We start from the raw sequence: 25,307 nt of genomic DNA on the forward strand, positions 1-25,307 counted from the left end.
ATTGGTATGTTTCTGTAATAGTTTTTGAATTTGCTGTTATTTTGTCCGCTATACAAAAGGAATAACCCCCTACTTTTAGATTATAGAGGGTTATTTTAAATTAAGGTTTTGGAACACTTCTCGTTAAAGTGTATGACTGTTGCTTGGAGTAGTTTGTGGTCCATAGTGTTTGAAGGAAAGAAAGTATGCTATATGGGATATAGAGTAGTAATAAGCCGATTGTAACAATTATGGGTGAATTTCCGCCAAATTGAACGATAAATTGTAACAGTCCATTTGCATGAAAAACGCATTCCATAAAAACGAATGAAAGAATAATGGAACCTAAAATTGATTTATGATTCGAAGTAAGCGCCAAAAACAATGTATCCACAAGAAAAGAATCATGTTTTATTTCATATTCATTTGTGTTTTTTAAGAAAGGAATCCATTTTTTTACTGCTTGTATAACGATAATCATGGAAGTACTACATACGATGATAAATGATGAGTAGTAAGGAAGGTTTATAAATTGTGCGATGTATAGAAGTAGTAATAAGACTGAACATTGTAATACTACAGTGCAAAAAGAGTAAGGTATCCATTTCAATACAGTAGTAAACTTTTTAAACGAGTTAGGTACTTTGAAAAATAAATGGCCGATACCCAAACTTATGAAAAATCCGATCGCAAGGGTAAAAGTAAAACGAACAATCGATATAAAATATATTTCCCATATGTAAGGGAATAATGGTGTTGAATGATTAGAAGTATGTATCATTTGGTTTGCTGAGAAAAAGATAGATTCATGCATCCAATCAACCTTTGGAATTGATATAGAAGAAAGCTGTGCGAAGTTTTGAAAAATGCTAATAAATCCATTTTGATAAGAATAATTGTGTGTAATAAAAAGAGCTGGAATAGGACTTATGGCAAAAATAACAATAATACCAATTATAAATTTACATATATGTGAGCGTAATAAGGACATATAACCACCTACTCTTAGAATATTCAGAAAATTCTTATTCTTATTTTAGCTTTTTTTGAAAGAAGTTACAATATATTTTTCATTCAGTAATTCAGAGAGAAGATTTGATAGCAAAAATATGCAAGTGAAGGATTCATGAATAAATTATGACAAGAAAATGAATAATTTTCAGAAAAATAAAATAAATTATTTATTTTTTTCTGAAAATATAATATAGTTATGGCACAGAAAGTATTTTAACATAAGGAGGCTATTTATGAGGATTAAAGGGAATTACGTACCGAAAAGGGAAGTTTTACTGTGCTCAAGTTCGATTACGATAGGGGAAGCGTTAGAGCATTTAAATAAAACGGGGTATCGTTGTGTACCAGTTTTAGATGAAAAAAAAGAGAAATTTTTAGGGAATATATATAAAGTAGATATTTTAGAATATAAAGGATCACTTGATGAGAGTGTAATACAATTATTAAACGATAAAGAAGGATTTGTGAGAGAAGATTCATCTTTCTTTAAAGTATTTTTTACAATAAAAAAATTGCCTTATTTATCAGTAGTTGACGAAAAAGGGGTTTTCCTTGGAATTTTAACGCATAAAAAAGTTTTTGAGTTATTAGAGGATGCATGGGGTGTTCACTCTAGTAAATACTCTGTCATGATTGGAACGCAAGACTATAATGGAGCAATCCAAAAGTTATCGACAGTTTTAAAGAAATACACTGGTATTCAAAGTTTGATGACTTTTGATAATGATGCCTTATTAGTTCGTAGAATTATGTTTACATTAGGAGAAGAGTTTAACGACGGTGAATTAGAGACATTATTGAAAGATTTAGAAGATCACGGATTTAGAGTTGTGTATGTGGAAGAGATGAAAAATCCACGTGAAGTTGAAACGATAGAGTAACATACAAAAGCCATCTAAATTATATTAGATGGCTTTTGTATGTTACGGGTATAAAGTTATTTGAAAATAACGATTGAATAATAGGTGAGATTATAACAATATTTGTGTAAGAGAATAAAAAATGTAGACAATTTCGATTTTCAAAAAAATCAATTTGAAAATATGTTTTTATTTTGCAACTAAATATGTTACTATATGTGTGATAAAAACAAAGAGGTCTGACAACTATACTCCACGTAATAACACTCTAATGATTTAAAAATTCAAAAAAATCAAAAATTAAAATAATAATTATATTAATGATTAGAGTAAAAATAAGGGGAATGGAGAAATTATGGAGAAAGACACTGCTTTGTAAGGGGCATATTTTATCATCTTGAGCAGAGAGGAGGATGCATAGCATATTGTAAAATATAGAGATAAACAATGAAAAAGTGCTATGCAAATGAAGAGCATGAAGGGACGTTTAAGGCCAGGTGATACGGTAGCAATTGGTTTAATGCTATTTGCATTATTTTTAGGAGCAGGAAATTTAATTTTTCCGCCAGTTTTAGGTCAACAAGCAGGAGAGAATGTTTGGATTGCTACAATAGGATTCCTTGTAACGGGAGTCGGATTACCCCTACTAGCTGTAACAGCTGTCGCGTTTGTAGAGGGGGACTTGAAAGCGCTATCTTCTAGAGTCCACCCTATATTTGCGTTTATTTTCCCATTGATTAGTTATTTAGCAATTGGACCATTTTTCGCGATTCCTCGTACTGGAGCTGTTTCGTTTGAAATGGGTATGAAGCCGTTTTTATCAGAGGCAATGGTTTCAGAGTGGTACATGCTATTTCTTTTCACGATAGTTTTCTTCGGAATAACGTGGTATTTATCATTAAATCCATCTAAATTAGTGGATTGGTTCGGAAAGTTTCTTACACCATTATTAGTATTAATTGTCGCTGTTATTGTCGGAAAGGCAATTATTGATCCAATTGGAGAGCCAGCTGCGCCGTTAGCTGCTTACAAAGAAAATGCTTTCTTTGGTGGATTTATTCAAGGATATTTAACGATGGATGCAATTAGCGCGCTCGTATTCGGAATTGTCGTTGTACAAGTTATCCGCTCTAAAGGGATAAAAGAGAGTAGTCAAATTGCAAAAATAACAGTAGTATCAGGTATTATCGCTGTACTTGGTTTAACGTTAATTTATTTATCGCTTGCTTATCTTGGTTCAACAAGCACATCACTTGGTATCTCAGAAAACGGTGGTCTTATTTTAACGAATGTTGTAAATGAGCTATATGGGACGAGTGGTAAAATTTTATTAGGGCTTGTTATTATACTCGCTTGTTTAACAACTTCTGTTGGGTTAACATCTGCGTGTGCGGGTTTCTTTACAAACTTATTCCCAAAACTTTCGCATAAAACGATTGTAACAATGGTATGTGTATTTAGTTTAATTGTATCTAACCTAGGTTTAACACAATTAATCGCAGTAACATTACCTGTGTTAATGATCATTTATCCAGTTGCAATTGTATTAATTGTACTTTCGTATTTCCATAAGTGGATTGGGAAGCGTAATACAATTTATATTGGAGCTATTTTAGGTGCATTGTTAATTAGTTTCTTTAACGGTTTAGAAAGTGCGAAAATTAAAATTGACGCGATTTCTAATGTACTACAAATGTTACCGTTATATAACGAAGGAATCGGATGGTTAATTCCATCATGTATTGGCGGGATTCTCGGTTTCTTCTTCTATAAATCAAATGAATCAAGTGAATTACAAAAGAAAGGTGCTTAGGCACCTTTCTTTTTTTGAAGGGGATTTTTGTATTTTGTCTAAGTAATAATTGGGGGGAATGATAAATGGCTAATTTTGAAGATTTTTTAAATTTGGATTTGAGAATTGGAACTGTAATACATGCAGAGGAATTTAAAGAAGCGAGAGTACCAGCGATTAAACTAGCAATAGATTTTGGAGAAATCGGGATAAAGCAGTCAAGTGCTCAAATTACGAAAAGGTATAGTCCAGAAGATTTAATCGGTCAACAAATCGTTGCTGTTGTAAACTTTCCACCAAAGCGTGTAGCTGGATTCAAATCAGAAGTACTTGTGCTTGGTGGTGTTCCTGAAGCTGGTGATGTTGTGTTACTTCAGCCTAATATGGAATTGCCAAATGGAACAAAAATTAGCTAGGGTGAAGGTAGGGGCTAATATGGATATCGGACGAGAATATTTGCAATGTGCGATTTCGAACTTTAAAGCAACAAAGAAACAAGGGGAGCGGGCACTTTCTCAATTATCATATGAACAAATACAATGGTCTTCTTATGAAGAAACAAATAGTATAGCGATTATTATTAAGCATCTTCACGGTAATATGCGTTCTAGATGGACGGATTTTTTAACGTCTGATGGTGAAAAAACAGATCGTAATCGAGATGGTGAATTTGAAGGATGCTATCACTCAAAAGAAGAAACCCTTATAGCTTGGCAAGAAGGATGGAAATATGTTTTTAATACGATGAATACTTTAACGCCGGAACACTTATTGAAGACGGTATACATTCGCGGTGAAGCACATACTGTCATGCAAGCAATTGAAAGGCAAATTGCTCATTATGCATTGCATATTGGTCAGATTATATACATTGGGAAGATGTTAAAAGAAAATGAGTGGGAATGTTTAAGTATTCCGAGAGGTCAGTCTGCGCGTTATGTAGAGAAAAAACGTTCAACATAATAATAAGAAAGAAACCGATAAAAAATGGGAAAAAAGAAAGTCAGCCAAATAATAGATGGTTCTGTAATCATAAGAATACTGCCAAAAATAAGTCCATATATAATAAGAAAGGAATTGAAAAGTGTATTCACAGGGAGAAATCGTGAGATGAACACTTGCTGTCGTTTAAAACAATCACTGTGAAATAAATAAAAGCGGAAGTACCATGTGGCTGTAATAAGATCTTTCTTTTTCATAATTCTTTTTTTGCATGTATGACAGATAAATGGTGGTTGCATTTCATTACGCTCCATTTTTTATTTTCATAATAATGTGAGACAAAAGTAGGTACAAAGTGTATGTTCCTATATACGCTCCTGCAATAAGGAAAAATGGATTCAGTAAAATTCCATGAATGCTCGTCATGAAAACTAAATCTTGTATTAAAACATCGTATATATTAATGGAAATAATTATACCGAGTACATACAGTGCCAAGTACGCAGAAATATGTAGCACAATAGAGATTTTTGGTTGCTTAGCGGACAAATAAAAAATGAATGATAGAGCGATTGGTAATATTCCTATTAATAGCTTCAATTCATTTCACCTCATTAACAATATAGCCGAAATTTTAACGGTCTATTCTCTAGGGCTTGTACATAACTTGAAATAGAGAGGTGATAGTATGAATCGGGGCTTTTTTTTTATGAAGTTTACAAGTATGCGTAAGTTAGTTTTATTTGTTATTACTACAATGCTAGCGACTTTTTTTCTTATTAGTATGATGGTAACCTCTATGAAAGAGACAAAGTCAACGTATTTATATAATTGGTTAAATGAGTTATCGATGAATGGTTACATGTATGTACTTGGAAAAGAGAATCATTATTTTACACAGGAGTATCGAAATTTGAATCAAGATTTTTCAATTTCTTCTTTTCTCTTTTCTATGGCTACAAATATTCGCTTTAATGATGTACGCAGTTTCGTCGGGAAAGAGCTCCCGGGGTTTGGTAAGTACGATACAGAAATTGTTATTGCGGGTGAGGGTACAAATTATTCTAACTTACCGATAGAGTCGAGTGTTCCTCTTGAAGAAGTGGTGAAGGAACGGACTAGTGGAACTGGACAAGTACCTAAACAAGATACGAGTAAAGAGAAAAAACAGCCGTCCCAAACGACTGGGAAGAGACAAGTTGCGTTTATTTATCATACACATAGCTGGGAATCTTATTTACCTTTACTTAACTTAACGAATGACCCGAATCCGAATAAAGCAACGAGTTCTGTATCGAATATTTCTATATTAGGAGATCGTTTCCGTGAACAACTAGAAGGTGAAGGGATTGGAGCTACTAACGATAAGAGTGATGTTGGTCAAAAGTTAATAAGTAAAGGTTTAAACAGTAATAGTTCGTATAAAATGTCACGAGAAATTGTGCAGCAAGCTATGGCTGGAAATAAAGATCTTCAATACTTTTTTGATTTGCATCGTGATAGTGCCCGAAAGAATGTAACGACAAAAACAATTGGAGATAAATCATATGCAAAGCTTGCATTTGTAGTAGGGAAAGGAAATAAAAACTATGAAAAAAACTTACAATTAGCGACAGCTTTACATGAGGCGATTAATAAGAAATATCCAGGAGTGAGCCGTGGGGTCATTCAAAAAGGGTTCCAGACAGGAAATGGAATCTATAATCAAGACCTATCAGGACAAGCGATATTAATAGAAGTTGGCGGTGTAGATAATACAGAGGAAGAATTGAATCGATCAATTGATGCACTTGCTAAAGCATTTGGTGAATATTTTTGGCAGGCAGAAAAAGTGAATGGATAAAGTGAAATTTAAATTGATGAGAGACCTCACCTGATGAGGATGAGTTCACAGTATTTTTGAAAAAACGTAAGTGTAATGCTTGCGTTTTTTCTTTGTAATGATGAGACGTCACAGAATAGACATAATTTGTCGTTGTTATAGTAATATCGAAATTTGTCAATTTATAGTAGGAGATTTACAAAGGTATTTTCGGGAAAGTAGAGAAAATCTTTTTATAAGGAAAACTTTTTATTATGAAACTGGTAGGGTGATTGAAGTGATTAGGGAGATCGAAATAGAAGATGCAGCATCATTTTTGCAATTAAGTAAGCAATTAGATGAAGAAACGAAGTTTATGTTATATGAACCAGGAGAAAGGAAAACTACAGCTGAGCAACAAGAAAAAATGATCCATCGATTTATGGAAAATGAATATGCAACAATATTTGTAGCAGTTGAAGATGAGCGGATAGTAGGTTTTATATTAGTGAATGGAAATAACATTCAAAGAAAGAGGCATGTGGCAACCATTGTAATTGGTATTTTGCAAGAGTATAACGGGCGAGGTATTGGAACGAGATTGTTTAAAGAGGTTGAGAAGTGGGCAAAATTACATGATGTATGGCGTTTAGAATTAACAGTAATGGCCCACAATACAAGAGCTCAGGCACTATATAAAAAAGCTGGATTTGAGAAAGAAGGTGTCAAAAAAGCTGCTCTTATTATCGATGGAAAGGGCATCGATGAGTATGAAATGGCCAAATTATTAAAATAAGAGGTCGTTATATGAAAAAAAGATGGGCACTACTTGGTATTGTAGCTGCAATAATTATTATTGGAGTAGCAGGAATCAATTATAAAATGTATAAGGATAAGCAGGCGCGGGAAGTAAGTGTAAATAGCATATTTCCGAAAGCGAAAGAAACGATTGCTAATATGGATGGGGATATTGCGGTAATTAATAATCCGAATTCAATGCTTGTACTTGTAAATAAAAGTAGGCGTTTACCAGATGGGTATAGACCGCCAGATTTAATTATTCCGAAAGTGCGCTACTCTAGTGAAGGTGATCAAGAAAAGAAAAAGATGAGAAAAGAGGCTGCGAGGGCGCTTGAGGATATGTTTCAGCAGGCTGACAACGAGCGTATTTTTCTTTTTGCAGTTTCTGGATTTAGATCTTTTGATCGACAAAAAGCATTAAATACGATGTATAAAAAACAAGACGGGGTAGCAAAAACAGCAATGTCTAGCGCGGTTCCTGGCACAAGTGAGCATCAAACTGGACTAGCTATGGATATTACGTCTCAATCTGCTAAATTTCAGTTAGAGACGGTTTTTGGGGAAACGAAAGAAGGTCAGTGGCTTTCTGAAAATGCCCATAAATTTGGTTTTGTTGTTCGATACACAAAAGCGAAAGAAACGATTACGGGCTATCGATATGAACCATGGCACGTAAGGTATGTGGGAAATCCACAAGCTACATATTTGTATGATAATCAACTGACGCTTGAAGAAGTAACAGAGTGAACAATTGAGGGGAGAGACGTACAATGACGATGTTATATAAGAAAAAAGTACATGCATATATTACAAGAGAACAAGAGGGGGTTATGCAATTACTTGTTTTTAAACATCGTGATATACATGAAGCTGGTATTCAAGTGCCAGGAGGAACGGTTGATGAAGGTGAAACGTTAGAAGCGGCTATATTGCGTGAAGTACAGGAAGAATCCGGATTGCGTCATTTATGCATAGAACGTTTTTTAGCAGATTACATCATACATATGAAAGAAAAACAGGAATATGAAAAACGCCACTTTTTTCATGTAACTTTACTAACAGATGTAAAGGATACTTGGGAACATATTGTAAGTGCTGGTGAGGAAGATAAAGGATTAGTATTTTGCTACGAATGGGTTGATATTGCAAAATGCCCTGAATTAGCTGGGAAACAAGGTGAGTTTTTACATTTGTTAGATGAAGTATACGCACAGTAATGTAAGAGTCTGAAGCGAAGTTTAATCCGCTTCAGACTTTTTTTATTTTTCGGGAAATTAAAGGTGTTTAAATAAGGAAAGTGAATTTCTTTAAAGGGATATTAATTAAGCTAGCTTATGCTTTTGAACAAGCGACAAAGCATAGAAAAATCCCCAACTTATCATGAATAGAATAAACAAAGAGGACAGGAATCCCTGTTCTCTTTGTTTTAGTGATTAAAGTGAAATATCGTTCTGCTCTGTCTTATGATATTTTAATAAACTAAAAGATAAACAAGCGGAACATAAAATAAGAATAGAAGCGATGATATAAATTGTACGAACACCGAACATATCAGTAATAATGCCAATGCTAAGCATAGATAGTCCAGAGGCTGTTGAAAGAAGTGCACCATGTGCTGTATACATTTTGGATAATAAAGCAGGGGCGATACTTGATTGTAAAACAGTCGTTTGGGAAATATCTCTAATTTGATAACATGGTCCCATTAGAACACATAGAAAAAGCGCAATAAATCCGCTGCTCGTCATACCATATAAAAATGTAAGAATGCTAAATATAAGAGAGCCAATCGACATAGATCGTATTAAATTGTTTTGAATATAGGAACTCATTTTCCATGCTAATAGACCACCGATTAACGTGCCAACATAATAACTTGTATTAATATATCCCCACCATTCTTCGCCTTTATGAAGGATAGTCGTAACGTATGCCATCGTAATAGCACCAATCCATATTGTCCCTGCGAAAGTTTCGATTAAGTCCATATATGTAACGGTACGGAGAGAAGGATTTTGAAATAGGAGTTTCCAACCTTCCAATAAAACAGTACTTTTGGAAGAGGGAGAATCTGCTATTCTTTCAGTATGTATGGAACGTAATGAAAAATGTAATGCAATGCATCCGAAAATCATTAAAATGTTATTAATCATGAGTGTAGAAGTAGCGCCAATGACAAGAACGACAATACTCGTAAATGAATAAGCAACGGCTTGCACAATTTGTGTTGAAAAGGAAAAGATACTATTTACTTTTACTAATTTTTCTTTCGGTGTAAGGCGCGGGAGAATACCGTATAATAACGGAGCACTCCACCCACTACATAATGAAATGACAAAAATAAAAGTTAATAGAGCTATAATGTTTGTGGATAAGACCGGGAACAAAATCATTAATAATAGTAAAAAGACTGTTTTCAGCCATTGGAGCGTATATAACAGCGTATAAGATGGAAAACGATTTATTATAAGTGGTGCAGAGATGTTAGCAATTAGATTTGTGATAACTTGTAATAATGGAAAAAGAGCAGTAATAGTAGCTGATTTAGTTGCTATATAAATATGAGTTGTAATAATCATTACATATACGATGTCAGCGAGAGTAATGCATATTTTGGAACCTAAATAGTAGATTAGTGACAGGTTTCTCAATAAGATTATCACCTCTATAAAAAATAGTATTTACTAATTAGAATAATTGTAATTTAAAAATTAAAATTTTTAAAGAATTTAATTTTTTGTCACTTTTTGAAAGGGATTTTCATGTATAATGAAGAATATATTGATATAGTATTATATTAATGATCATTGTAACAGTGAGTATGTACAATAGCTTGTAGCAAACGCCCAAGTGTAAGAAAGGGCGGATAAACCATTCTTTTCTTCATATACATATAGAAAATGAGAAAGAAAGTGAGGGTTGCATATGGCTGCTTGGGTAATTTGGTTTATAATAGCTGGTATTTTATTTATCGCAGAAATGTTGTCGATTACATTTTACATGCTTTGGCTTGGAATTGGAGCTGTTGTCGGAGGTCTTATTGCTTTGTTTGCTCCTGATGCACTACTGTTACAAGTTACTGTTGGTGCAATTGTAAGTTTAACTTTGACATTCTTTACGAAAAGAATTTCAAAAAACTTTCGAGAAGCAAAAGGTTTTACTGATACAGTAGATATGCTTGTTGGTAAAAAAGGGATTGTTATGCAAGCGATTACAAATGAAGCGAATGGTATTGTGAAAGTGGATGGAGATACTTGGACAGCTATTGCAGATTCTTCAATTGATGCTGGAGAAAAAGTCGTTGTTATAAAGAGGCATAGTACTATATTACAAGTGAAAAAGGAGAGTGAATAAATATGGTAGCATTAACGTTAACGATTATATTCGCACTAATTGTAGTTACATTTATCGCATTAACAATTAAAATTATTCCTCAGCAAAAAGTTGGGGTTGTTGAAAGATTTGGTAAGTTTCAACGTATCATGCACCCAGGGTTAAATATTTTAATACCAATTGTAGATCGTGTTCGTGTATATCATGACTTACGTATTCAACAAACGAATGTACCACCGCAAAAGGTAATTACGAAAGATAATGTTCAAGTAGAAATTGATACTATTATTTTCTATCAAATTGTTGAACCAGAACTTGCGACATATGGTATTTCAAACTATGAATATGGTGTTCGTAATATTACTTCAGCAACGATGCGTCAAATTATCGGTAAAATGGAACTGGATGAAACGTTATCTGGTCGTGAAAAAATTTCAACAGAAATCCGCTTAGCGCTTGATGAAGCAACAGAAAAATGGGGCGTACGTATTGAACGTGTCGAAGTTGTTGATATTAACCCGCCAAAAGATGTGCAAGCATCAATGGAAAAACAAATGAAGGCTGAGCGTAATAAACGTGCGATTATTTTAGAAGCTGAAGCAGCAAAACAAGATAAAGTCCTTCGTGCTGAAGGGGAAAAGCAAAGTAAAATCTTGATGGCTGAAGGGGATAAAGAAGCGCGTATTCGCGAAGCTGAAGGTATAAAAGAAGCAAAAGAATTAGAAGCGCAAGGGGAAGCAAGGGCAATTGAAGAAATCGCAAAAGCAGAACAAAATCGTATTGAATTGCTTCGTGAAGCGAATTTGGATGAGCGTATACTTGCTTACAAATCATTTGAATCATTAGCTGAAGTTGCAAAAGGACCAGCAAATAAAGTCTTTATTCCGTCTAATGCAATTGAAACACTTGGTACTCTTGGGGCAATTGGAGAAATATTTAAAGAAAAACAAGTGAAGAAACTACCTTCAAATGATACAGGAAAAGAACAATAAAAGTGAGGAAGAGAAATGGGATACCATTTCTCTTTTTTTTGCGTATATTCCGAAAAGCTTGTACATATCCATGTATAAAGAAGGTGATGCAGTGAAAAAGTATGCAACTCGAATACATGGGAAGAAACTGATTTCGTTACTCCTTTTATATGCGCTAATAGTAATTATGATAGCGTCGATTTTGACGTCATTTTTACATACAATGAAATCGAATTATGCAAATCAATGGTTTGGAAAAGTATCGATGCAAGGTTTTGTTCAAATGATAGAAAGTGAGAATCGCTATTACGGATTTGATTATTTTAAGAAGAATAAAAGAGAGTCAGTTGGGAATTTAATGTTCTCTATCGCGACAGATTTGAAAATTAAAGATTTAAGAACATTCGTCGGTAAAGAAGTACCTGGTATGTCAAAGTATTATTCTAATATTATCGTAGCTGGGGAAGGGACAAACTTGACGAATATCCCAAATGAATCTAGTGTACCGATTGAAGAAGTAACGAAAGAACGGGAAATAGCAAAAGATAAAGTTACAGAAGCGGAAAAGAATAATCCGGTTCAGAAAAAGAACGGAGCGAAAAAAGGTGAAAGTGCAGTATATATTTATCATACACATAGCTGGGAATCCTTCTTTCCATTATTACCAGGGGCAACTGATTCATCTAGCCCAGATGTAAATGTGTCTTTACTAGGGAAACGTATGAAAGAGCAACTTGAAGGACAAGGAATTCCGGTAGTTCATGATAAAACGAATATGGGTGATTTATTAGCGAGTAAAAAATGGAAATGGCCGCAATCATATAAAGCGTCTCATGAATATGTAAAAGAAGCATTAGCACAAAATAATAAAATTGGGTTTCCGATTGATATACACCGTGACGATCAGCGTAAGAAAGTAACAACAAAAGTAATTAACGGAAAATCGTATGCAAGATTATATTTTATAATTGGGATGGAAAATGAAGGCCATGCTGAAAATGAAAAAATTGCAAGAGCGATCAATAGTTATTTAGATGAAAACTATTACGGATTAAGTAGAGGGATTTTTCCAAAGTATAAAAAAGATGGAAATGGCGTTTATAATCAAGATTTATCGAAAAATGCGATGTTAATTGAAGTTGGTGGTGTTGATAATACGTTAGATGAATTATATAACACAATTGATGTGTTAACAGAAGCGTTTAGTAAATATTATTGGAATGATGCGGAAAAAGTGAATGGATGAGGGACGGGAGACCGTTCCTTTTTTATTTTGGAATCTTAAAATGTGATATAATGGAATTTTATGAATGTTAAATAAAGGGGGAGAGAAACATGCAAATACTACTAATACGCCACGGAGAATCAGAAGCTGATATTTTACATGTGCATGAAGGTCGAGCTGATTTCGAGTTAACTGAAAAAGGGAGACAACAAGTACAAAGACTTGTACAGAAAGTGAAAAAAGATTTTGCACCGGATTTCATTTGGGCAAGCACATTAAAACGCGCTCGCGAAACGGGTGAAATATTAGCAGAAGCAATTGGTTGTCCAATTCAATTAGAAGAGGAATTAATGGAGTTTAATAATGGAATACAAGCTGGCTTATCATTTGAAGAAGCAAAGAAATACCCAGAGCCAAAGTTTCTTCATGACCGTTTTGAAAACGGAGAGTCATTTATTGAGTTTCGAATGAGAATAGAAGGAATCTTTTCTAAAATTATGATAGAGAATACATATGATCGAATTGCAATTGTTGCCCATGGCGGCGTAATTAATAGTCTATTACGTGCATTTTTCAAAATGCCAATTTCAATGGACTACTATTTCAAAATGGGAGATACGGGAATAAGTTTAATTGAAATTGAGGGTGAACAAAAAACGGTGCATTTCATTAATGATACGAATCATTTGGACGGGATGTAAAGACTTATGTACAAAGTTGTATTTTTCGATGTTGACGGTACGTTATTAAGTGAGATTGATAGAAGCATGCACGAAAGTACAAAAGAAGCGGTACAAAGATTAATAGATAAAGGAATTCACGTAGTTGTTACAACTGGAAGACCATATAGTTTATGCTCACAATTTAAGGAACTAGGTATAAATACGTTTATTTCAGCAAATGGTGCACATATAAAATGTGGGGAAGAAGTTATACATAAATCAGTACTTTCAAGCGAAATCGTTCATGATATTTCAAATTTTGCTGAATTACATGGTCACAGTGTTTCTTACTTTACAGAAGAATTTGCAATGAATAATATTGCTTCCAAAGATGAACGTGTCATACGAGCGTTAAATGAAACTTTAAATTTAGAGCGGTATCCTGACAAAGTTAGAAACTTATCAGATGAGATGTATTGCATATGTCTGTATGCTGATGATACAGAAGCTCAAAAATTCATTGAAAGATATCCAGCACTTACGTTTGAGCGTTTTCATGGTTACGTTATAAATGTATTGGAAGATAGTAAAGTATCGAAGCTAACTGCAATTCAAAAAGTATTGGAACATTTAAACATTAGTAAATTAGAAGCCATTGCTTTTGGCGATGGTGGAAATGATATTGAGATGTTGCAGTATGTAGGATTAGGAGTTGCGATGGGAAATGGTGGAGAGGAGTTGAAGAGAAGGGCTGATTTCGTTACAACGAAGGCGAGTGAAGGCGGAATTTCTTATGCCTTAAAGAAGTTACGAATTATTTAAAACTAATAGTTAGTCAGTGTGAAAAATCCTTTTTTAATAATGGCTTTTGTTAATATGTATACTGTTTTAGGGAATTATTTGAGCTCTCCTACTTACAATTTAACTGCAGAACAAATCCTTTATTTTCGCTTAGCAGGGCTGTTTGGTATGTTGCTGTCACCACTTGCAGGTCGTTTAACAAAGAGGTTTGAAGTAAGAAAGGTTCTTCAAGGAGGATTGTTGATTGCTATTTTTAGTCTAAGTTCAATGGGCTTTGTTTCGGATCTATCTCTACTTGTAATGATGAGTGTCTGTTTTGTAATAGGTATTGCTATATCCGTTCCGTCTTTAGTTTCTCTTGTAGGTCAATTAGGAGGGAAAGCAAGGGGAATATACTTTTATTTTATTTTTAGGCACTAGTATAGGACCTATCATTTCTATTTATCTTATGAAAATAGGAGGTTATGCTCAAACATTTATTTTATTAGGAATGATACTTTTTATTGGTTTTGTAGCTTCTCTATTTATAATTAATGAATGAGTGGAAAATCACTCAAATAAAGGAATGCGAGGATCTTTCATATGCTCACATAATAAAATATGAATTTGTCCACGATGATGATAAAAGTGTGCAACGATTTCAAGTAACCATTCAAAGCGCGAATAAGAAATCCCCCAATAGGCAGTCATAACTTCTGCTAATTCTATTTGGGAGTAGGAAAGAAATGTTTTAGAGAGAAGGTTGTATCCTTCAATCATCGTTTGTTGCATGTGAGCAACTGTTACGGGCGTATGTTCTATATAAAAGGTATGTAATTCTTTTTCTGAAATACCATTTAAAATGAGTAAATCAGCATGACAAATAAGAGAAAGATGTGCACACATTTCAAATAATGATCGTTTTGAGTGAATCGGTTGTATTTTTAAATCGTTTTCACTATATTGGTTAAGCATATAAATAGAAGTATCAATAGCAACTTTTAGTTGATGCAATGCAGATTGAACAAACATTGTAATTCTCCTCGTCTCCGTATATAATAGTTTCTTGAGGATATTATATCATACTCAAAATTCCGAAAATTCTAGTAGTTTGACTAGCATAATGAAAAGTATTATATTGTAAAAGGTCATATGAAACGTGAAATAGAATGGAATGCAATTATTGAGTTAGGAGTTAGACCAATGAGTTTGAAATATGGAAGAGATACAATTGTAGAAATTGACTTAAACGCTGTAAAACATAATGTAAAAGAATTTAAAAAACATGTAAATGATGAAGAAATTAAGATGATGGCTGCTGTAAAAGCGAATGGGTATGGCCATGGGGCAGTTGAAGTTGCCAAAGCTGCAATTGAAGCGGGAATACATCAACTTGCAGTTGCATTTGTAGATGAAGCAATAGAATTAAGAGAAGCAGGAATTACTGTACCAATTTTAATTTTAGGATACACACCAGTAGCGGCTGTAGAAGATGTAATTCAATATGACGTTATGATGACTGTTTATAGAGTAGAAGATTTACATGGTATAAATGAAATTGCAAACCGTCTTCAAAAGAAAGTACAAATTCAAGTGAAAATTGATACAGGAATGAGTCGTATCGGTTTACAAGAAGAAGAAGTTAAACCATTTTTAGAAGAATTAAACCGTATGGAGTATGTAGAGGTAGTAGGGATATTTACGCATTACTCTACGGCAGATGAAATCAATAAATCATATACGAATATGCAAACAAGTTTATTTGAAAAGGCTGTTAATACAGCGAAAGAATTAGGAATTCAAATACCATATATTCATAGTTCAAATAGTGCGGGATCAATGGAATTAAGTAACACATTTCAAAATATGGTACGCGTTGGAATAGGAGTGTACGGTATGTATCCATCAAAAGAAGTGGATCATTCAGTCGTTTCTTTACAGCCTGCGTTGTCGTTAAAATCAAAAGTAGCTCATATTAAACATGCGAAGAAGAATCGTGGTGTAAGTTATGGGAATACGTATGTAACAACTGGTGAAGAATGGATTGCGACTGTACCAATTGGTTATGCTGATGGTTATAATCGTCAATTATCTAATAAAGGCTATGCGTTAATTAACGGGGTTCGAGTACCTGTTATTGGCCGTGTTTGTATGGATCAGTTAATGTTGGATGTTTCAAAAGCGATGCCAGTACAAGTAGGAGACGAAGTAGTATTCTACGGTAAACAAGGTGAAGAAAATATCGCAGTAGAAGAAATAGCGGATATGTTAGGTACAATAAACTATGAAGTTACATGTATGCTAGATAGAAGAATTCCGCGTGTCTATAAAGAAAATGACGAAACAACTGCAATTGTAAATATATTAAGAAAAAACTGAATCATTTCGATTCAGTTTTTTTATTTTTTTATTCATATCAAATGCGAATATACCCTCGTTATGTAATACGGAGTAAACTTTGCGAAACACACTTTTTAGTTCAACTAAATTAAACTATCACCGGCAGAGATGACCAGTCCCGCAACAAAGATCTAATATACGAGAGTAGGGAAGAGCATCTTGTAAAACGAGGCTGGATAGGAGTATTCAACAAAATGTCCCCAATGTTTATTATAGATGTCTGCTAAAATATCATAATTAGAATAAATTGTTTTTTAACATATGTATTCACCTAAAAATTAATTAAATTATAATAGTCATGCCTCGTGTTAATTTCAAAACCACATTGTGTATATAGTTTTAAAGCGTGGATATTTTTCGTTTCGACGTCTAACTCAATTGTTGAAACTCCTTCTGTAATAAGAGTATGTACTATATTACAAAGAATATCTTTTCCGTATCCTTTACCTTGATAAGAAGGATGAACGGCGAATCCTGATAGTGTAGTAGATTGCTCTTGTTTAGAAACTGTAATTGTTCCTATCACTTTTCCAGCAATAAGGGCACTGTAAACTTGATGGGAAGATGAATTCATCATTTTTTGTAACCATGTAGCCGTATTTTCTACTGAATCACCAAAAGCTTTACCAGAAATTTCAATAAGATCAAGAAGTGATTCTGAAGGTGCAAGAGTAAGCTGTATATTATTATCTATTGTTTTTTGAATTTCGTTTGTTTTGAACTCCATACTATATTCACTATATAAATATGGTAACTTCATATGTTTTACAAATTCATTCCCAGAAATAGAATCCCCATTAATAATAAGAAGAGCTTCATCTGTCTCTCTATTTTGTATTTCTTTCATTGCAGTTTGTAAAAGGATAGTTCTGAAACGTTGTTTTCTAAAATGAGGATGTACAAAGCCTATTAGTTCAAGCTTTGTTGGTCTTTCGAAATCATACATATTTAAAGCGCCAATTAATTGAGTACCGTTATAAAGAAGAAAATCGTTTATATAATCTTCATTTCGATTTTTTAAAAAGTTGATATGTAAATCTGAAGAGTAATCAAGATTGTCTTGTTGCCCACAAATATAAGCCAAATCCTTCATTTGCTGTATTTCACTTTCTGTTACAGAACGCTTTTTCTGAATATCCATTGTATACTCCCTCTCATTTGTATTTAAAAATAGGATGGGTGACTTAACCATTTCTTTAATTCCACATTACCTTGCACAGATAACAGTCGGTATAAATAACGATAAGGCTGTCTATATTCTTCTAATTGAGGAATAGACATAATTGTTTCGTAACCACTTTTAAAGGCATGTGCTTCTTTTTCGGTAAGTACATATTCTAGTCCGATAAAATCAAGCTCTCGCGGAGCAACAGCGTAAGCTTCAGTATCTATTAAACCCGTAATAGTTGTACCGTCAGATAAAAATTGAGTAGGATCCATATCAATTAAGACGAGTGTAGATTCCTTTGGTACGGACAGGGAAGAAAGTTGTGATTCAAAAGTAGGGAATGCATTTTGTATGCTTTCATCATCGGAATAAAACATATTCACAAGCTCTTTACTCACGTTTAAAATATGTGATTGGAATTCATCTAGTGGAACTTGGAACTTGCCTGACGGATTTCCTATGAAATCGGCTTTAAATTTATGTATTTCTGCAAGTCCTTTTCCTAGGCTGAATAAAATAGAATCTGGTTGCTCGATAAAAGATTGAACTGTGTTACCTACTAACTTTTCGACCACCACAAATTCACGGCCATTTAAAACATGTTTTTCTAATATTGTTGGGATAGGAAGATTCGTATGTTCTTGCAGCAATGTATGTACAGTTTCTAAATGATGGACGTTCCTTGGATCAATTCCAAATAGATTTTTACATCCCCACCAAAAATCATTATTTGGTTCTTCATTCATTTTAGAAGCACGAACGATAATTTCTGTATCTTCTGTTTGAACGAGAAAAACATCACTTGCATGATCTTCATAACCTGGGTGCAAGGCTTGAACGGATAGAATAGGTGAATTGAATAGTTGTTGTAACATGAAAAGACTCCTTTTTCTGGAAATTCTATAAATTCATTATATAACAGATGATGAGTTATGAGGATAAAGATAAAAAGATTGAAAGCATACTTACATTTATAGTGAAAACTCATTAAAAATATTATATTTCTCTATTTTTGTATGAATTGTCTAAAAATAATGGTGGTAATACTTTAATGTAAGACTCGTATCTTTAAATCTATGAAGAGTAAAAGTAAAATTAAGCATTCATTTATAAGATTGTGAATCACAATAATGTAGGCTATAGAAAATATTTCTCAATAATAAAATGAAGAGAAAAGCATGAAGAAGTAGAATGCATTCATTTATAATAGACTTAAATTAATTAATATAATTAATTGTTAATTTTATTATATTAATTGGATAGGAGAGAATTTTATGGCAAATGTACTCGTAATAAATTTTCCTGGGGAAGGTCATATTAATCCGACTTTAGCTATTGTAAGTGAGTTAATTCAGCGAGGGGAAACAGTTGTTTCTTATTGTATTGAAGATTATAGAAAGAAGGTTGAAGCAACAGGTGCGGAATTCCGAGTGTTTGAGAATTTTCTCTCTCAAATTAATATTATGGAACGAGTAAATGAAGGTGGGAGCCCTTTGACGATGCTATCTCATATGATTGAAGCATCAGAGCGTATTGTTACTCAAATTGTAGAAGAAACAAAAGAGGAAAAATACGATTATTTAATATATGATAATCATTTTCCAGTAGGACGTATTATAGCGAATATTTTACAATTACCAAGCGTTTCATCCTGTACAACGTTTGCTGTTAATCAGTACATTAATTTTCATGATGAGCAAGAATCGAGACAAGTAGATGAAATGGATCCATTATATCAATCTTGTTTAACGGGAATGCAAAAATGGAATAAGCAGTATGGAATGAAATGTAATAGTATGTATGATATTATGAACCATCCTGGTGATATTACGATTGTATATACTTCAAAAGAATATCAGCCGCGTTCAGAGGTATTTGATGAATCGTATAAATTTGTAGGTCCATCAATTGCTACTCGAAAAGAAGTGGGGAGTTTTCCTACCGAAGATTTAAAAAATAAAAAAGTGATTTTCATTTCTATGGGAACAGTTTTTAATGAACAACCTGCTTTGTATGAAAAATGTTTTGAAGCGTTTAAAGATGTTGATGCGACAGTCGTATTAGTCGTTGGTAAGAAGATAAATATAAGTCAATTTGAAAATATCCCGAAAAACTTTAAGTTGTATAATTATGTCCCGCAATTAGAAGTTTTACAGCATGCTGATGTATTCGTGACACATGGTGGTATGAATAGTTCGAGTGAAGCGTTATATTACGGTGTTCCATTAGTTGTAATTCCGGTAACAGGAGATCAGCCATTCGTTGCAAAACGATTGACTGAAGTAGGGGCAGGAATAAGACTTAATCGCAACGAGTTAACTTCTGAATTATTACGTGAGACTGTAAAGAAAGTAATGGATGATGTGACGTTTAAGGAGAATAGTCGTAAAGTGGGAGAGTCGCTTAGAAATGCCGGTGGATATCAAAGGGCAGTTGAGGAAATATTCAAATTAAAAATGAAGCCGTACGTAAAGATTAAATAGATGTTAAAAACACACTTACTTTTAATTTGTAAGTGTGTTTTTAGTATTACGCGTTACATGTGTTACATAAAAATAGTGATAAAGGAGAAACTTTTGTGTATATAAATCGATACCTTTGAATTAGTAGTAAAATTACGTTAAAATAATACTAAGAAAATATATAAGTTTTGGGGGTAATGAATGAAGAAAGTATTTGAATACGTATTATTAACAATTGGCTCAATTATAGTAGCAGGTTCATTAGAGCTTATTTTAGCACCTAATGGATTAGTAGATGGCGGGGTAACGGCTATTGCTATTATGGCAAATAAAGTTGCAGGATTGCCGCTTTATGGTGTGTTCTTAGGAATTAATATCCCAATTTTATTATTTACTGCAAAAGTAATGGGAAAGAAATTTTTTATCCGTACATCTTATGCGAATGTAGTTACAACACTCGGATTAATTTATTTAAAACCATTTCCAGCAATTACGACTTCTGAGTTATTAATTGTACTTTATGGTGGAGTACTGTTTGGAATTGGTGTTGGGATTGTTGTTAAAATGGGTGGAGCAATTGACGGTTCGGAAATGTTAGCAGTTTGGATGAATAAACACTTTAATGTACCGATTAGTACATTTTTACTTGCAGTAAATGCAGTTATTTTCATCTTTGTTGCCATTTTATTTTCAATCGAACAAGCGATGTTCTCATTAGCAATTTTCTATATTGTTACGAAGATGATTGATTTTATATTAGATGGTATTAATCAAGGTAAGAGCGTTATGATTATTTCTGGTAAGAATAAAGAAATAGGCGATTTACTTATGAAAGAATTGCAACTATCTGTTACGTATCTACATGGAGAAGGTGGTTTTTTAGGGGAGCATAAGAGAATCATTTATTGCATTACAAACCGATTCATTTATCCGAAAATGAAAGATCTCGTTCTCTCTGTAGATCCAGCTGCTATAATCGAAGCTTCCTATTCAACAGAAACGACTGGTGTGAAACGTCCGGGAAGGAAAGCTAGGTCAGGTGAATAACTAGAAGAAGGCTGTCCAAAAAGTTATTTTGGACAGCCTTCTTTTTTATTTTGTTGAATTGTTAACATGTTACAAGTTAAATCCACTGTTAAAAAGTTTCCTTGCAACTAGGAAACCAAGCGTCTTTTAATAATGTAGCCAACGTTTCAATTTTATTTTCTGGAATACTACCAAAGCCGAGTAATACGTATGATTCCTTACGTAAATCATTCACGAAATCATATGGAGAAAGTGGGTATAATTTAACGCTTTGTTTTTTAGCGGATTCAATCAGTTCATTTTCATTCATACTGTTATGGACACATAAAACAATATGAAGTCCGGACTGTTCGCCAAGAATTTGAACATTAGCCCCCATTTCTTTCATAATGGATTTTACTAACGCATGATGTTTTCTTTTATATAGTGTACGACTCCGATTAAGGTGACGTTCCCAATTCCCGCTTTGTATAAAGTTAGCAAAAGCAAGTTGTTGTATTGTAGCGACTGTTTGTTTGAAAATTCCATGCAGTTCTTGATATGTTTTTAAAAGGTGTGGTGGTAAAACAACATATCCCATTCGTAAAGAAGGTAAAAAAGATTTTGAGAAAGTTCCCATATAAATAACGCGTTCATTTGAATCAAGACTTTGTAAAGAAGGAATCGGCTTACCAGCGTAGCGAAACTCTCCGTCATAGTCATCTTCAATAATGTATCCGCTGCAATCATTAGCCCACTTTAACAATTCTAATCTTCTAGATAAAGGCATAATAATCCCGAGCGGAAATTGGTGTGATGGTGTAACGTATGCGACATTGGAATTTGTATTGTATAAACTAGAAATATCAATCCCTTTTTCATCCAATGGTATGGGATGAATTTGTCTATCACAGCTTTTAATGATTGCGTGTATACGGTGAAATCCAGGGTTTTCAATGCCGTATTCTTTTGTAGGGCCAAGCAGTTGAAGTAGTAGCCAGAGAATTGGCTGCGTTCCGGCGCCAATCACAATTTGATCAGGTGAAGAATGGACACCGCGAGAATGATATAAATATGTTGATATATGCTCTCGAAGAGCGAATTCACCTTGAGGGTCTTCTTTGGCAAATAGTGCATTTTCGTATGTAAGTATGGATTCTTGTAATGCTCGTTTCCAATTTGTAATCGGAAATGTATTTTGATCAATAAGTCCTTGGCTACAATCATATTCAAATTTTTCGTCTATCAAATTGCTCGTCTTCTTTGCTGCATTTCGCTTTTTATTTGGGATAACGTCAATATCGAAATTTGCTACAAAAATACCACGTTTCGGTTTACTTTCTACATAACCTTCAGCTAATAATTGTTGATAAGCTGATTCAACAGTAATGCGGCTAATATTAAGTTGTGATGCTAAATTTCTGTGTGAGGGTAGACGTGTGCCGACAGAAATAGTCCCTTGTATAATTTCAGCTTTAATATATTCGTAAATTTGCAAGTAAATAGGTGTGTTACTTTGTAATTGCAATGGGATAGTAAAATCCATATAAAACTCTCCTTTAAAACTGGCCTTATAAAAAACACTTAAACTGTCACTTAAGTGAAGGGCAGTTACTTTCTATAATAATGATATAACATTTAGAAAATTAAATAAATAGTTAGAGGAGAGTTAAAAATGAATGTTAAAGAAGTAGTAACAGAAGAGCAATTACATGAAGTATTACCTGTTTTACAGCAATTACGAATGAAACTTTCAAAAGAGGAAACAAGCTCTTTATTTCGAAATATGAAAGAAGAAAATTATAAACTATTTTCGCTGCGTAATGAGAATGATGAAGTTGTTAGCCTTGCAGGTGTAGCGATTTGTACGAACTTTTATAATAAGAAACACGTTTTCGTATATGACCTTGTAACAGCAGAAGCACATCGTTCAAAAGGACATGGGAAAGTATTACTTTCGTATATAGAGAACTGGGGAAAGGAAAACGAATGTGAGTCTATCGTCCTCACGTCAGCATTTTCAAGAATTGATGCTCATCGTTTTTATGAAAGAGAAGGGTATGATAAGGTGAGTTATTCTTTTTATAAAGAACTATAAAAAATAAGAAGAAGCTGTCCTGCAAAAGTTGGGAACAGCTTCTTCTTATTTTTTAAGTTATTATTGAACCGTAAATAGGTTGTAAGTTATGGTATATGTATTTGAAAAGGTTATATAGTGTATTTTGTCGAATTGTTTTAATTTAATAAAGAGAATGATTGGAGCGCTTATACTTGAAAAAAATAAAGAAACTATCAATCCCTAATGATGCTAGAGTTATTGTCATATCTGATATTCATGGAGAATTAAATCTTTTAAAAGAAGCACTACATAAAGTTAACTTTAAAGATGAAGATTATTTAATTATTAATGGAGATCTTTGCGAGAAAGGACGAGATAGCGTAGGCGTAGTAAACTACGTTATGAATCTTGTAAAGAACAATTCAAAGGTTCACGTTGTTGAAGGGAATTGTGAAGTTTTAGTTGATGCTCTTCTAAATGAAAATCCTGGTCTTATTAATTATTTATGTACGAGGAAGCATTCAATTTTTAATGAATAGCTAGAGCAATTGGGTTTTTCAGTTCATGAGGGCACTTCAATTCGTGAAGTGAAAGAAGCATTGTTAAGTGAATTTTCACAAGAACTATATTGGCTAACAGAGTTGCCAACAGCGATTGAAACAGAAGATTATATTTTTGTGCATGCCGGTCTAGAAGATAGAGTAGATTGGAAAGAAACTGAGCGCAAAAATGCGATAGCAATGCCGGAGTTTTTCAATCAATCACATAAAGCAAATAAGTATGTAATAGTCGGTCATTGGCCTGTCGTGAACTATTCTGAAGAAGCACCGTCTAATAATCCAGTTATTGATAAGGAGAAAAAAATTATTGCAATTGATGGAGGAAATGCAATTAAAGAAGCAGGGCAGTTAAACGTATTTATTATTCAGAGGAAACAAACGGACGATACGTTTTCTTATACATATGTAGACTATTTTCCAGAGTACGAAGTAATAGCGGATTTTAATGCGAATTCAGAAATGCAGGGCGGAGTGACATATCCGTATTATTACATAGAGCCTATCGAGAAGGTGCAAGATTACACCGTATGTAAACAAAAGGAAACGAATAATGTGCTCACTGTAAAAAATGAATATATGAAACAACTTAAGTCAGGTGAATATACAGTGAAAACTGATATTTCTTGTGCGCAAATAAGCGTTAGGAAGGGAGATATCGTTTCTCTCATTGATGATAGCTGTTCAGGATATGATTTAATTAAAAAAGATGGCGTAGAGGGTTGGATAGAGAAAGGGATTTTAGTTGAGATAGAAAAAGTGAAAAATAAAACATTAAGCTGAAATAGGAGGGATATAACCTCCTATTTTTTTAAAGGAGTAGATTGCTTGCTGTCTTTAATAAGTAAATAAATCGTACTCGGCAGAATGATAAGCGTCATTCCTAAAAGAATTGCTAGTATAGCATAACCTCTATAGGGAGCAGAAACGATAAAAGGAAGTATCGCTAAAAAAATACCTGCTATCATCATTGAAATACTACTAATATTTGAAGCTCTTTTTTCAAGGTACTTATCATTCCATTCTAATGAAACGGTTGATTTAGTCGTATCAATTTTGGAACTGAAATAACCTATTAATATAAATAAAAGCCCTAATGCTAAAAATATGAAATGATCAAGAGGAAGTGAAAAGCCAAGAGCGATGAGGGCGATGACAATATCGACAAAAAATAAGAATAGTAACATTGTGTTGCCGATCCAATGGAGAAATTTCTGGTTACTCGCTGCTTTAGATAAAGCTAAAAATACAAAGAATAAGAAGGAACATATAATTATATTTATGATTACAAAAGTGCTTTTATCCATTGTTGATGTAGGCGTTCCATTAAAGTCCCATTTCGTAACAATACTTAATGGTAAGAAGAAATAGAGAATAATATTTGTCATAATAATAGTAAGAAATAAAGCAATACTAAATCGTTTATTCATTGAATCACCAGCTTTCTAAATCAATAATTGGTACCTTATAACAAAATTATACAATATAATAAATGA

26 protein-coding genes and 3 pseudogenes are annotated in these 25,307 nt (G+C 33.4%); 19 read left to right on the forward strand and 10 right to left on the reverse strand.

Going from position 1 to position 25,307, the window contains the following annotated elements:
* Positions 1–100 precede the first annotated feature (100 nt).
* Entirely contained in the window at positions 101–970 is an 870-nt protein-coding gene (locus ACTFRY_RS14245) for a hypothetical protein (protein WP_098616380.1), read from the reverse strand.
* Between the two features lie 256 nt (positions 971–1,226).
* Here ACTFRY_RS14245 and cbpA point away from each other — a divergent pair, with 256 nt between their 5' ends.
* From cbpA to ACTFRY_RS14265, 4 genes are all read left to right on the forward strand, one after another.
* The gene (cbpA, locus tag ACTFRY_RS14250; protein WP_001220526.1) at positions 1,227–1,874 is read left to right on the forward strand and encodes a cyclic di-AMP binding protein CbpA; all 648 of its coding nucleotides are present in this window, start codon (positions 1,227–1,229) and stop codon (positions 1,872–1,874) included.
* Positions 1,875–2,328: 454 nt separating this feature from the next.
* Positions 2,329–3,666: a branched-chain amino acid transport system II carrier protein BrnQ4 gene (gene brnQ4 / locus ACTFRY_RS14255; protein WP_011110049.1), complete on the forward strand. Its 1,338-nt coding sequence runs from the start codon at positions 2,329–2,331 to the stop codon at positions 3,664–3,666.
* A gap of 65 nt (positions 3,667–3,731) precedes the next feature.
* Complete coding sequence (csaA, locus tag ACTFRY_RS14260; protein WP_001263017.1) at positions 3,732–4,061, forward strand: chaperone CsaA; 330 nt, start codon at positions 3,732–3,734, stop codon at positions 4,059–4,061.
* Entirely contained in the window at positions 4,042–4,608 is a 567-nt protein-coding gene (locus tag ACTFRY_RS14265) for a DUF1572 domain-containing protein (RefSeq protein ID WP_136986066.1), read from the forward strand. Before csaA ends, ACTFRY_RS14265 begins: the two co-directional genes overlap by 20 nt.
* On the opposite strand, the gene ACTFRY_RS14270 is transcribed toward ACTFRY_RS14265, so the two are convergent.
* Complete coding sequence (locus ACTFRY_RS14270; protein WP_033682818.1) at positions 4,581–4,886, reverse strand: hypothetical protein; 306 nt, start codon at positions 4,884–4,886, stop codon at positions 4,581–4,583. The two genes, ACTFRY_RS14265 and ACTFRY_RS14270, sit on opposite strands and share 28 nt — an antisense overlap.
* Positions 4,887–4,890: 4 nt before the next feature.
* Complete coding sequence (locus tag ACTFRY_RS14275; RefSeq protein ID WP_000770736.1) at positions 4,891–5,187, reverse strand: hypothetical protein; 297 nt, start codon at positions 5,185–5,187, stop codon at positions 4,891–4,893.
* An 88-nt stretch (positions 5,188–5,275) separates the two neighbouring features.
* On the opposite strand from ACTFRY_RS14275, the gene spoIIP (ACTFRY_RS14280) reads away from it, so the two are divergent.
* The 4 genes from spoIIP (ACTFRY_RS14280) to ACTFRY_RS14295 all read left to right on the forward strand — a co-directional run bounded on the left by spoIIP (ACTFRY_RS14280) (position 5,276) and on the right by ACTFRY_RS14295 (position 8,406).
* Complete coding sequence (gene spoIIP / locus ACTFRY_RS14280; protein WP_001079280.1) at positions 5,276–6,430, forward strand: stage II sporulation protein P; 1,155 nt, start codon at positions 5,276–5,278, stop codon at positions 6,428–6,430.
* Between the two features lie 256 nt (positions 6,431–6,686).
* Positions 6,687–7,184 carry a GNAT family N-acetyltransferase gene (locus ACTFRY_RS14285; RefSeq protein ID WP_136986782.1) on the forward strand — a complete coding sequence of 166 codons (498 nt, stop codon included), beginning with the start codon at positions 6,687–6,689 and terminating at the stop codon, positions 7,182–7,184.
* Positions 7,185–7,195: 11 nt separating this feature from the next.
* Positions 7,196–7,936, forward strand: a complete 741-nt coding sequence (locus ACTFRY_RS14290) for a M15 family metallopeptidase (protein ID WP_000747644.1) — start codon at positions 7,196–7,198, stop codon at positions 7,934–7,936.
* Positions 7,937–7,959: 23 nt separating this feature from the next.
* A complete protein-coding gene (locus tag ACTFRY_RS14295) occupies positions 7,960–8,406 on the forward strand; it encodes an NUDIX hydrolase (protein WP_000178293.1) in 447 nt (148 codons plus the stop codon).
* A gap of 216 nt (positions 8,407–8,622) precedes the next feature.
* On the opposite strand, the gene ACTFRY_RS14300 is transcribed toward ACTFRY_RS14295, so the two are convergent.
* Positions 8,623–9,840, reverse strand: a complete 1,218-nt coding sequence (locus ACTFRY_RS14300; protein ID WP_141541460.1) for an MFS transporter — start codon at positions 9,838–9,840, stop codon at positions 8,623–8,625.
* Positions 9,841–10,114: 274 nt separating this feature from the next.
* On the opposite strand from ACTFRY_RS14300, the gene ACTFRY_RS14305 reads away from it, so the two are divergent.
* The 6 genes and pseudogenes from ACTFRY_RS14305 to ACTFRY_RS14330 form a co-directional block, all read left to right on the forward strand.
* Complete coding sequence (locus ACTFRY_RS14305; protein ID WP_000741974.1) at positions 10,115–10,543, forward strand: NfeD family protein; 429 nt, start codon at positions 10,115–10,117, stop codon at positions 10,541–10,543.
* A gap of 2 nt (positions 10,544–10,545) precedes the next feature.
* Positions 10,546–11,514, forward strand: a complete 969-nt coding sequence (locus ACTFRY_RS14310) for an SPFH domain-containing protein (protein ID WP_000226253.1) — start codon at positions 10,546–10,548, stop codon at positions 11,512–11,514.
* Positions 11,492–12,739, forward strand: coding sequence for a stage II sporulation protein P (gene spoIIP, locus ACTFRY_RS14315; RefSeq protein WP_000613904.1), 1,248 nt, complete (start codon positions 11,492–11,494; stop codon positions 12,737–12,739). Before ACTFRY_RS14310 ends, spoIIP (ACTFRY_RS14315) begins: the two co-directional genes overlap by 23 nt.
* 89 nt (positions 12,740–12,828) lie before the next feature.
* Positions 12,829–13,419, forward strand: a complete 591-nt coding sequence (locus tag ACTFRY_RS14320; RefSeq protein ID WP_001166452.1) for a histidine phosphatase family protein — start codon at positions 12,829–12,831, stop codon at positions 13,417–13,419.
* Between the two features lie 6 nt (positions 13,420–13,425).
* Positions 13,426–14,202, forward strand: a complete 777-nt coding sequence (locus ACTFRY_RS14325) for a Cof-type HAD-IIB family hydrolase (RefSeq protein WP_000278972.1) — start codon at positions 13,426–13,428, stop codon at positions 14,200–14,202.
* A gap of 33 nt (positions 14,203–14,235) precedes the next feature.
* A pseudogene (locus tag ACTFRY_RS14330) lies at positions 14,236–14,722 on the forward strand (MFS transporter); the annotation flags it as partial.
* A gap of 8 nt (positions 14,723–14,730) precedes the next feature.
* Here the strand turns inward: ACTFRY_RS14330 and ACTFRY_RS14335 are convergent.
* On the reverse strand, positions 14,731–15,192 hold the full coding sequence (locus ACTFRY_RS14335) for a DinB family protein (protein WP_000498002.1): 462 nt from the start codon (positions 15,190–15,192) through the stop codon (positions 14,731–14,733).
* A gap of 171 nt (positions 15,193–15,363) precedes the next feature.
* On the opposite strand from ACTFRY_RS14335, the gene alr reads away from it, so the two are divergent.
* Entirely contained in the window at positions 15,364–16,539 is a 1,176-nt protein-coding gene (gene alr / locus ACTFRY_RS14340) for an alanine racemase (RefSeq protein WP_098616428.1), read from the forward strand.
* Positions 16,540–16,659: 120 nt separating this feature from the next.
* Here the strand turns inward: alr and ACTFRY_RS14345 are convergent.
* The 3 genes and pseudogenes from ACTFRY_RS14345 to ACTFRY_RS14355 form a co-directional block, all read right to left on the reverse strand.
* Positions 16,660–16,808: pseudogene (locus ACTFRY_RS14345) on the reverse strand (class I SAM-dependent methyltransferase); the annotation flags it as partial.
* Positions 16,809–16,831: 23 nt separating this feature from the next.
* Positions 16,832–17,701 (reverse strand): GNAT family N-acetyltransferase, encoded by an 870-nt coding sequence (locus tag ACTFRY_RS14350; RefSeq protein WP_098616377.1) that lies wholly within the window; start codon positions 17,699–17,701, stop codon positions 16,832–16,834.
* Positions 17,702–17,724: 23 nt separating this feature from the next.
* Complete coding sequence (locus tag ACTFRY_RS14355; protein ID WP_086392201.1) at positions 17,725–18,603, reverse strand: nitrate reductase; 879 nt, start codon at positions 18,601–18,603, stop codon at positions 17,725–17,727.
* Positions 18,604–19,002: 399 nt separating this feature from the next.
* On the opposite strand from ACTFRY_RS14355, the gene ACTFRY_RS14360 reads away from it, so the two are divergent.
* Positions 19,003–20,211, forward strand: a complete 1,209-nt coding sequence (locus ACTFRY_RS14360) for a macrolide family glycosyltransferase (RefSeq protein WP_098616376.1) — start codon at positions 19,003–19,005, stop codon at positions 20,209–20,211.
* A 180-nt stretch (positions 20,212–20,391) separates the two neighbouring features.
* Entirely contained in the window at positions 20,392–21,237 is an 846-nt protein-coding gene (locus tag ACTFRY_RS14365) for a YitT family protein (RefSeq protein WP_000755125.1), read from the forward strand.
* Between the two features lie 88 nt (positions 21,238–21,325).
* Here ACTFRY_RS14365 and pdxR read toward each other — a convergent pair whose 3' ends face one another.
* The gene (gene pdxR, locus ACTFRY_RS14370) at positions 21,326–22,741 is read right to left on the reverse strand and encodes a MocR-like pyridoxine biosynthesis transcription factor PdxR (protein WP_098616375.1); all 1,416 of its coding nucleotides are present in this window, start codon (positions 22,739–22,741) and stop codon (positions 21,326–21,328) included.
* A 129-nt stretch (positions 22,742–22,870) separates the two neighbouring features.
* Here pdxR and ACTFRY_RS14375 point away from each other — a divergent pair, with 129 nt between their 5' ends.
* Both ACTFRY_RS14375 and ACTFRY_RS14380 read left to right on the forward strand, forming a co-directional pair.
* Positions 22,871–23,293 (forward strand): GNAT family N-acetyltransferase, encoded by a 423-nt coding sequence (locus tag ACTFRY_RS14375; RefSeq protein ID WP_001101111.1) that lies wholly within the window; start codon positions 22,871–22,873, stop codon positions 23,291–23,293.
* Between the two features lie 173 nt (positions 23,294–23,466).
* Positions 23,467–24,594 (forward strand): annotated as a pseudogene (locus ACTFRY_RS14380) (metallophosphoesterase).
* A gap of 20 nt (positions 24,595–24,614) precedes the next feature.
* Here ACTFRY_RS14380 and ACTFRY_RS14385 read toward each other — a convergent pair.
* Entirely contained in the window at positions 24,615–25,241 is a 627-nt protein-coding gene (locus tag ACTFRY_RS14385) for a DUF1648 domain-containing protein (protein WP_016117662.1), read from the reverse strand.
* Positions 25,242–25,307: the final 66 nt, after the last annotated feature.

The sequence above is a fragment of the Bacillus cereus group sp. MYBK195-1 genome, from assembly GCF_051916605.1.
Classification (GTDB): domain Bacteria; phylum Bacillota; class Bacilli; order Bacillales; family Bacillaceae_G; genus Bacillus_A; species Bacillus_A cereus.

What these genes read in the sequence shown, in the direction of transcription:
- spoIIP (WP_001079280.1), top strand. Translation starts at nt 5,276, where the DNA reads ATGAATCGGGGCTTTTTTTTTATGAAGTTTACAAGTATGCGTAAGTTA.
- ACTFRY_RS14305 (WP_000741974.1), top strand. Translation starts at nt 10,115, where the DNA reads ATGGCTGCTTGGGTAATTTGGTTTATAATAGCTGGTATTTTATTTATC.
- csaA (WP_001263017.1), top strand. Translation starts at nt 3,732, where the DNA reads ATGGCTAATTTTGAAGATTTTTTAAATTTGGATTTGAGAATTGGAACT.
- ACTFRY_RS14295 (WP_000178293.1), top strand. Translation starts at nt 7,960, where the DNA reads ATGACGATGTTATATAAGAAAAAAGTACATGCATATATTACAAGAGAA.
- ACTFRY_RS14365 (WP_000755125.1), top strand. Translation starts at nt 20,392, where the DNA reads ATGAAGAAAGTATTTGAATACGTATTATTAACAATTGGCTCAATTATA.
- alr (WP_098616428.1), top strand. Translation starts at nt 15,364, where the DNA reads ATGAGTTTGAAATATGGAAGAGATACAATTGTAGAAATTGACTTAAAC.
- ACTFRY_RS14360 (WP_098616376.1), top strand. Translation starts at nt 19,003, where the DNA reads ATGGCAAATGTACTCGTAATAAATTTTCCTGGGGAAGGTCATATTAAT.
- spoIIP (WP_000613904.1), top strand. Translation starts at nt 11,492, where the DNA reads ATGATACAGGAAAAGAACAATAAAAGTGAGGAAGAGAAATGGGATACC.
- brnQ4 (WP_011110049.1), top strand. Translation starts at nt 2,329, where the DNA reads ATGAAGGGACGTTTAAGGCCAGGTGATACGGTAGCAATTGGTTTAATG.
- ACTFRY_RS14375 (WP_001101111.1), top strand. Translation starts at nt 22,871, where the DNA reads ATGAATGTTAAAGAAGTAGTAACAGAAGAGCAATTACATGAAGTATTA.
- ACTFRY_RS14320 (WP_001166452.1), top strand. Translation starts at nt 12,829, where the DNA reads ATGCAAATACTACTAATACGCCACGGAGAATCAGAAGCTGATATTTTA.
- ACTFRY_RS14265 (WP_136986066.1), top strand. Translation starts at nt 4,042, where the DNA reads ATGGAACAAAAATTAGCTAGGGTGAAGGTAGGGGCTAATATGGATATC.
- ACTFRY_RS14325 (WP_000278972.1), top strand. Translation starts at nt 13,426, where the DNA reads ATGTACAAAGTTGTATTTTTCGATGTTGACGGTACGTTATTAAGTGAG.
- ACTFRY_RS14335 (WP_000498002.1), bottom strand. Translation starts at nt 15,192, where the DNA reads ATGTTTGTTCAATCTGCATTGCATCAACTAAAAGTTGCTATTGATACT.
- ACTFRY_RS14310 (WP_000226253.1), top strand. Translation starts at nt 10,546, where the DNA reads ATGGTAGCATTAACGTTAACGATTATATTCGCACTAATTGTAGTTACA.
- ACTFRY_RS14270 (WP_033682818.1), bottom strand. Translation starts at nt 4,886, where the DNA reads ATGCAACCACCATTTATCTGTCATACATGCAAAAAAAGAATTATGAAA.
- ACTFRY_RS14385 (WP_016117662.1), bottom strand. Translation starts at nt 25,241, where the DNA reads ATGAATAAACGATTTAGTATTGCTTTATTTCTTACTATTATTATGACA.
- pdxR (WP_098616375.1), bottom strand. Translation starts at nt 22,741, where the DNA reads ATGGATTTTACTATCCCATTGCAATTACAAAGTAACACACCTATTTAC.
- ACTFRY_RS14350 (WP_098616377.1), bottom strand. Translation starts at nt 17,701, where the DNA reads ATGGATATTCAGAAAAAGCGTTCTGTAACAGAAAGTGAAATACAGCAA.
- ACTFRY_RS14355 (WP_086392201.1), bottom strand. Translation starts at nt 18,603, where the DNA reads ATGTTACAACAACTATTCAATTCACCTATTCTATCCGTTCAAGCCTTG.
- ACTFRY_RS14245 (WP_098616380.1), bottom strand. Translation starts at nt 970, where the DNA reads ATGTCCTTATTACGCTCACATATATGTAAATTTATAATTGGTATTATT.
- ACTFRY_RS14290 (WP_000747644.1), top strand. Translation starts at nt 7,196, where the DNA reads ATGAAAAAAAGATGGGCACTACTTGGTATTGTAGCTGCAATAATTATT.
- cbpA (WP_001220526.1), top strand. Translation starts at nt 1,227, where the DNA reads ATGAGGATTAAAGGGAATTACGTACCGAAAAGGGAAGTTTTACTGTGC.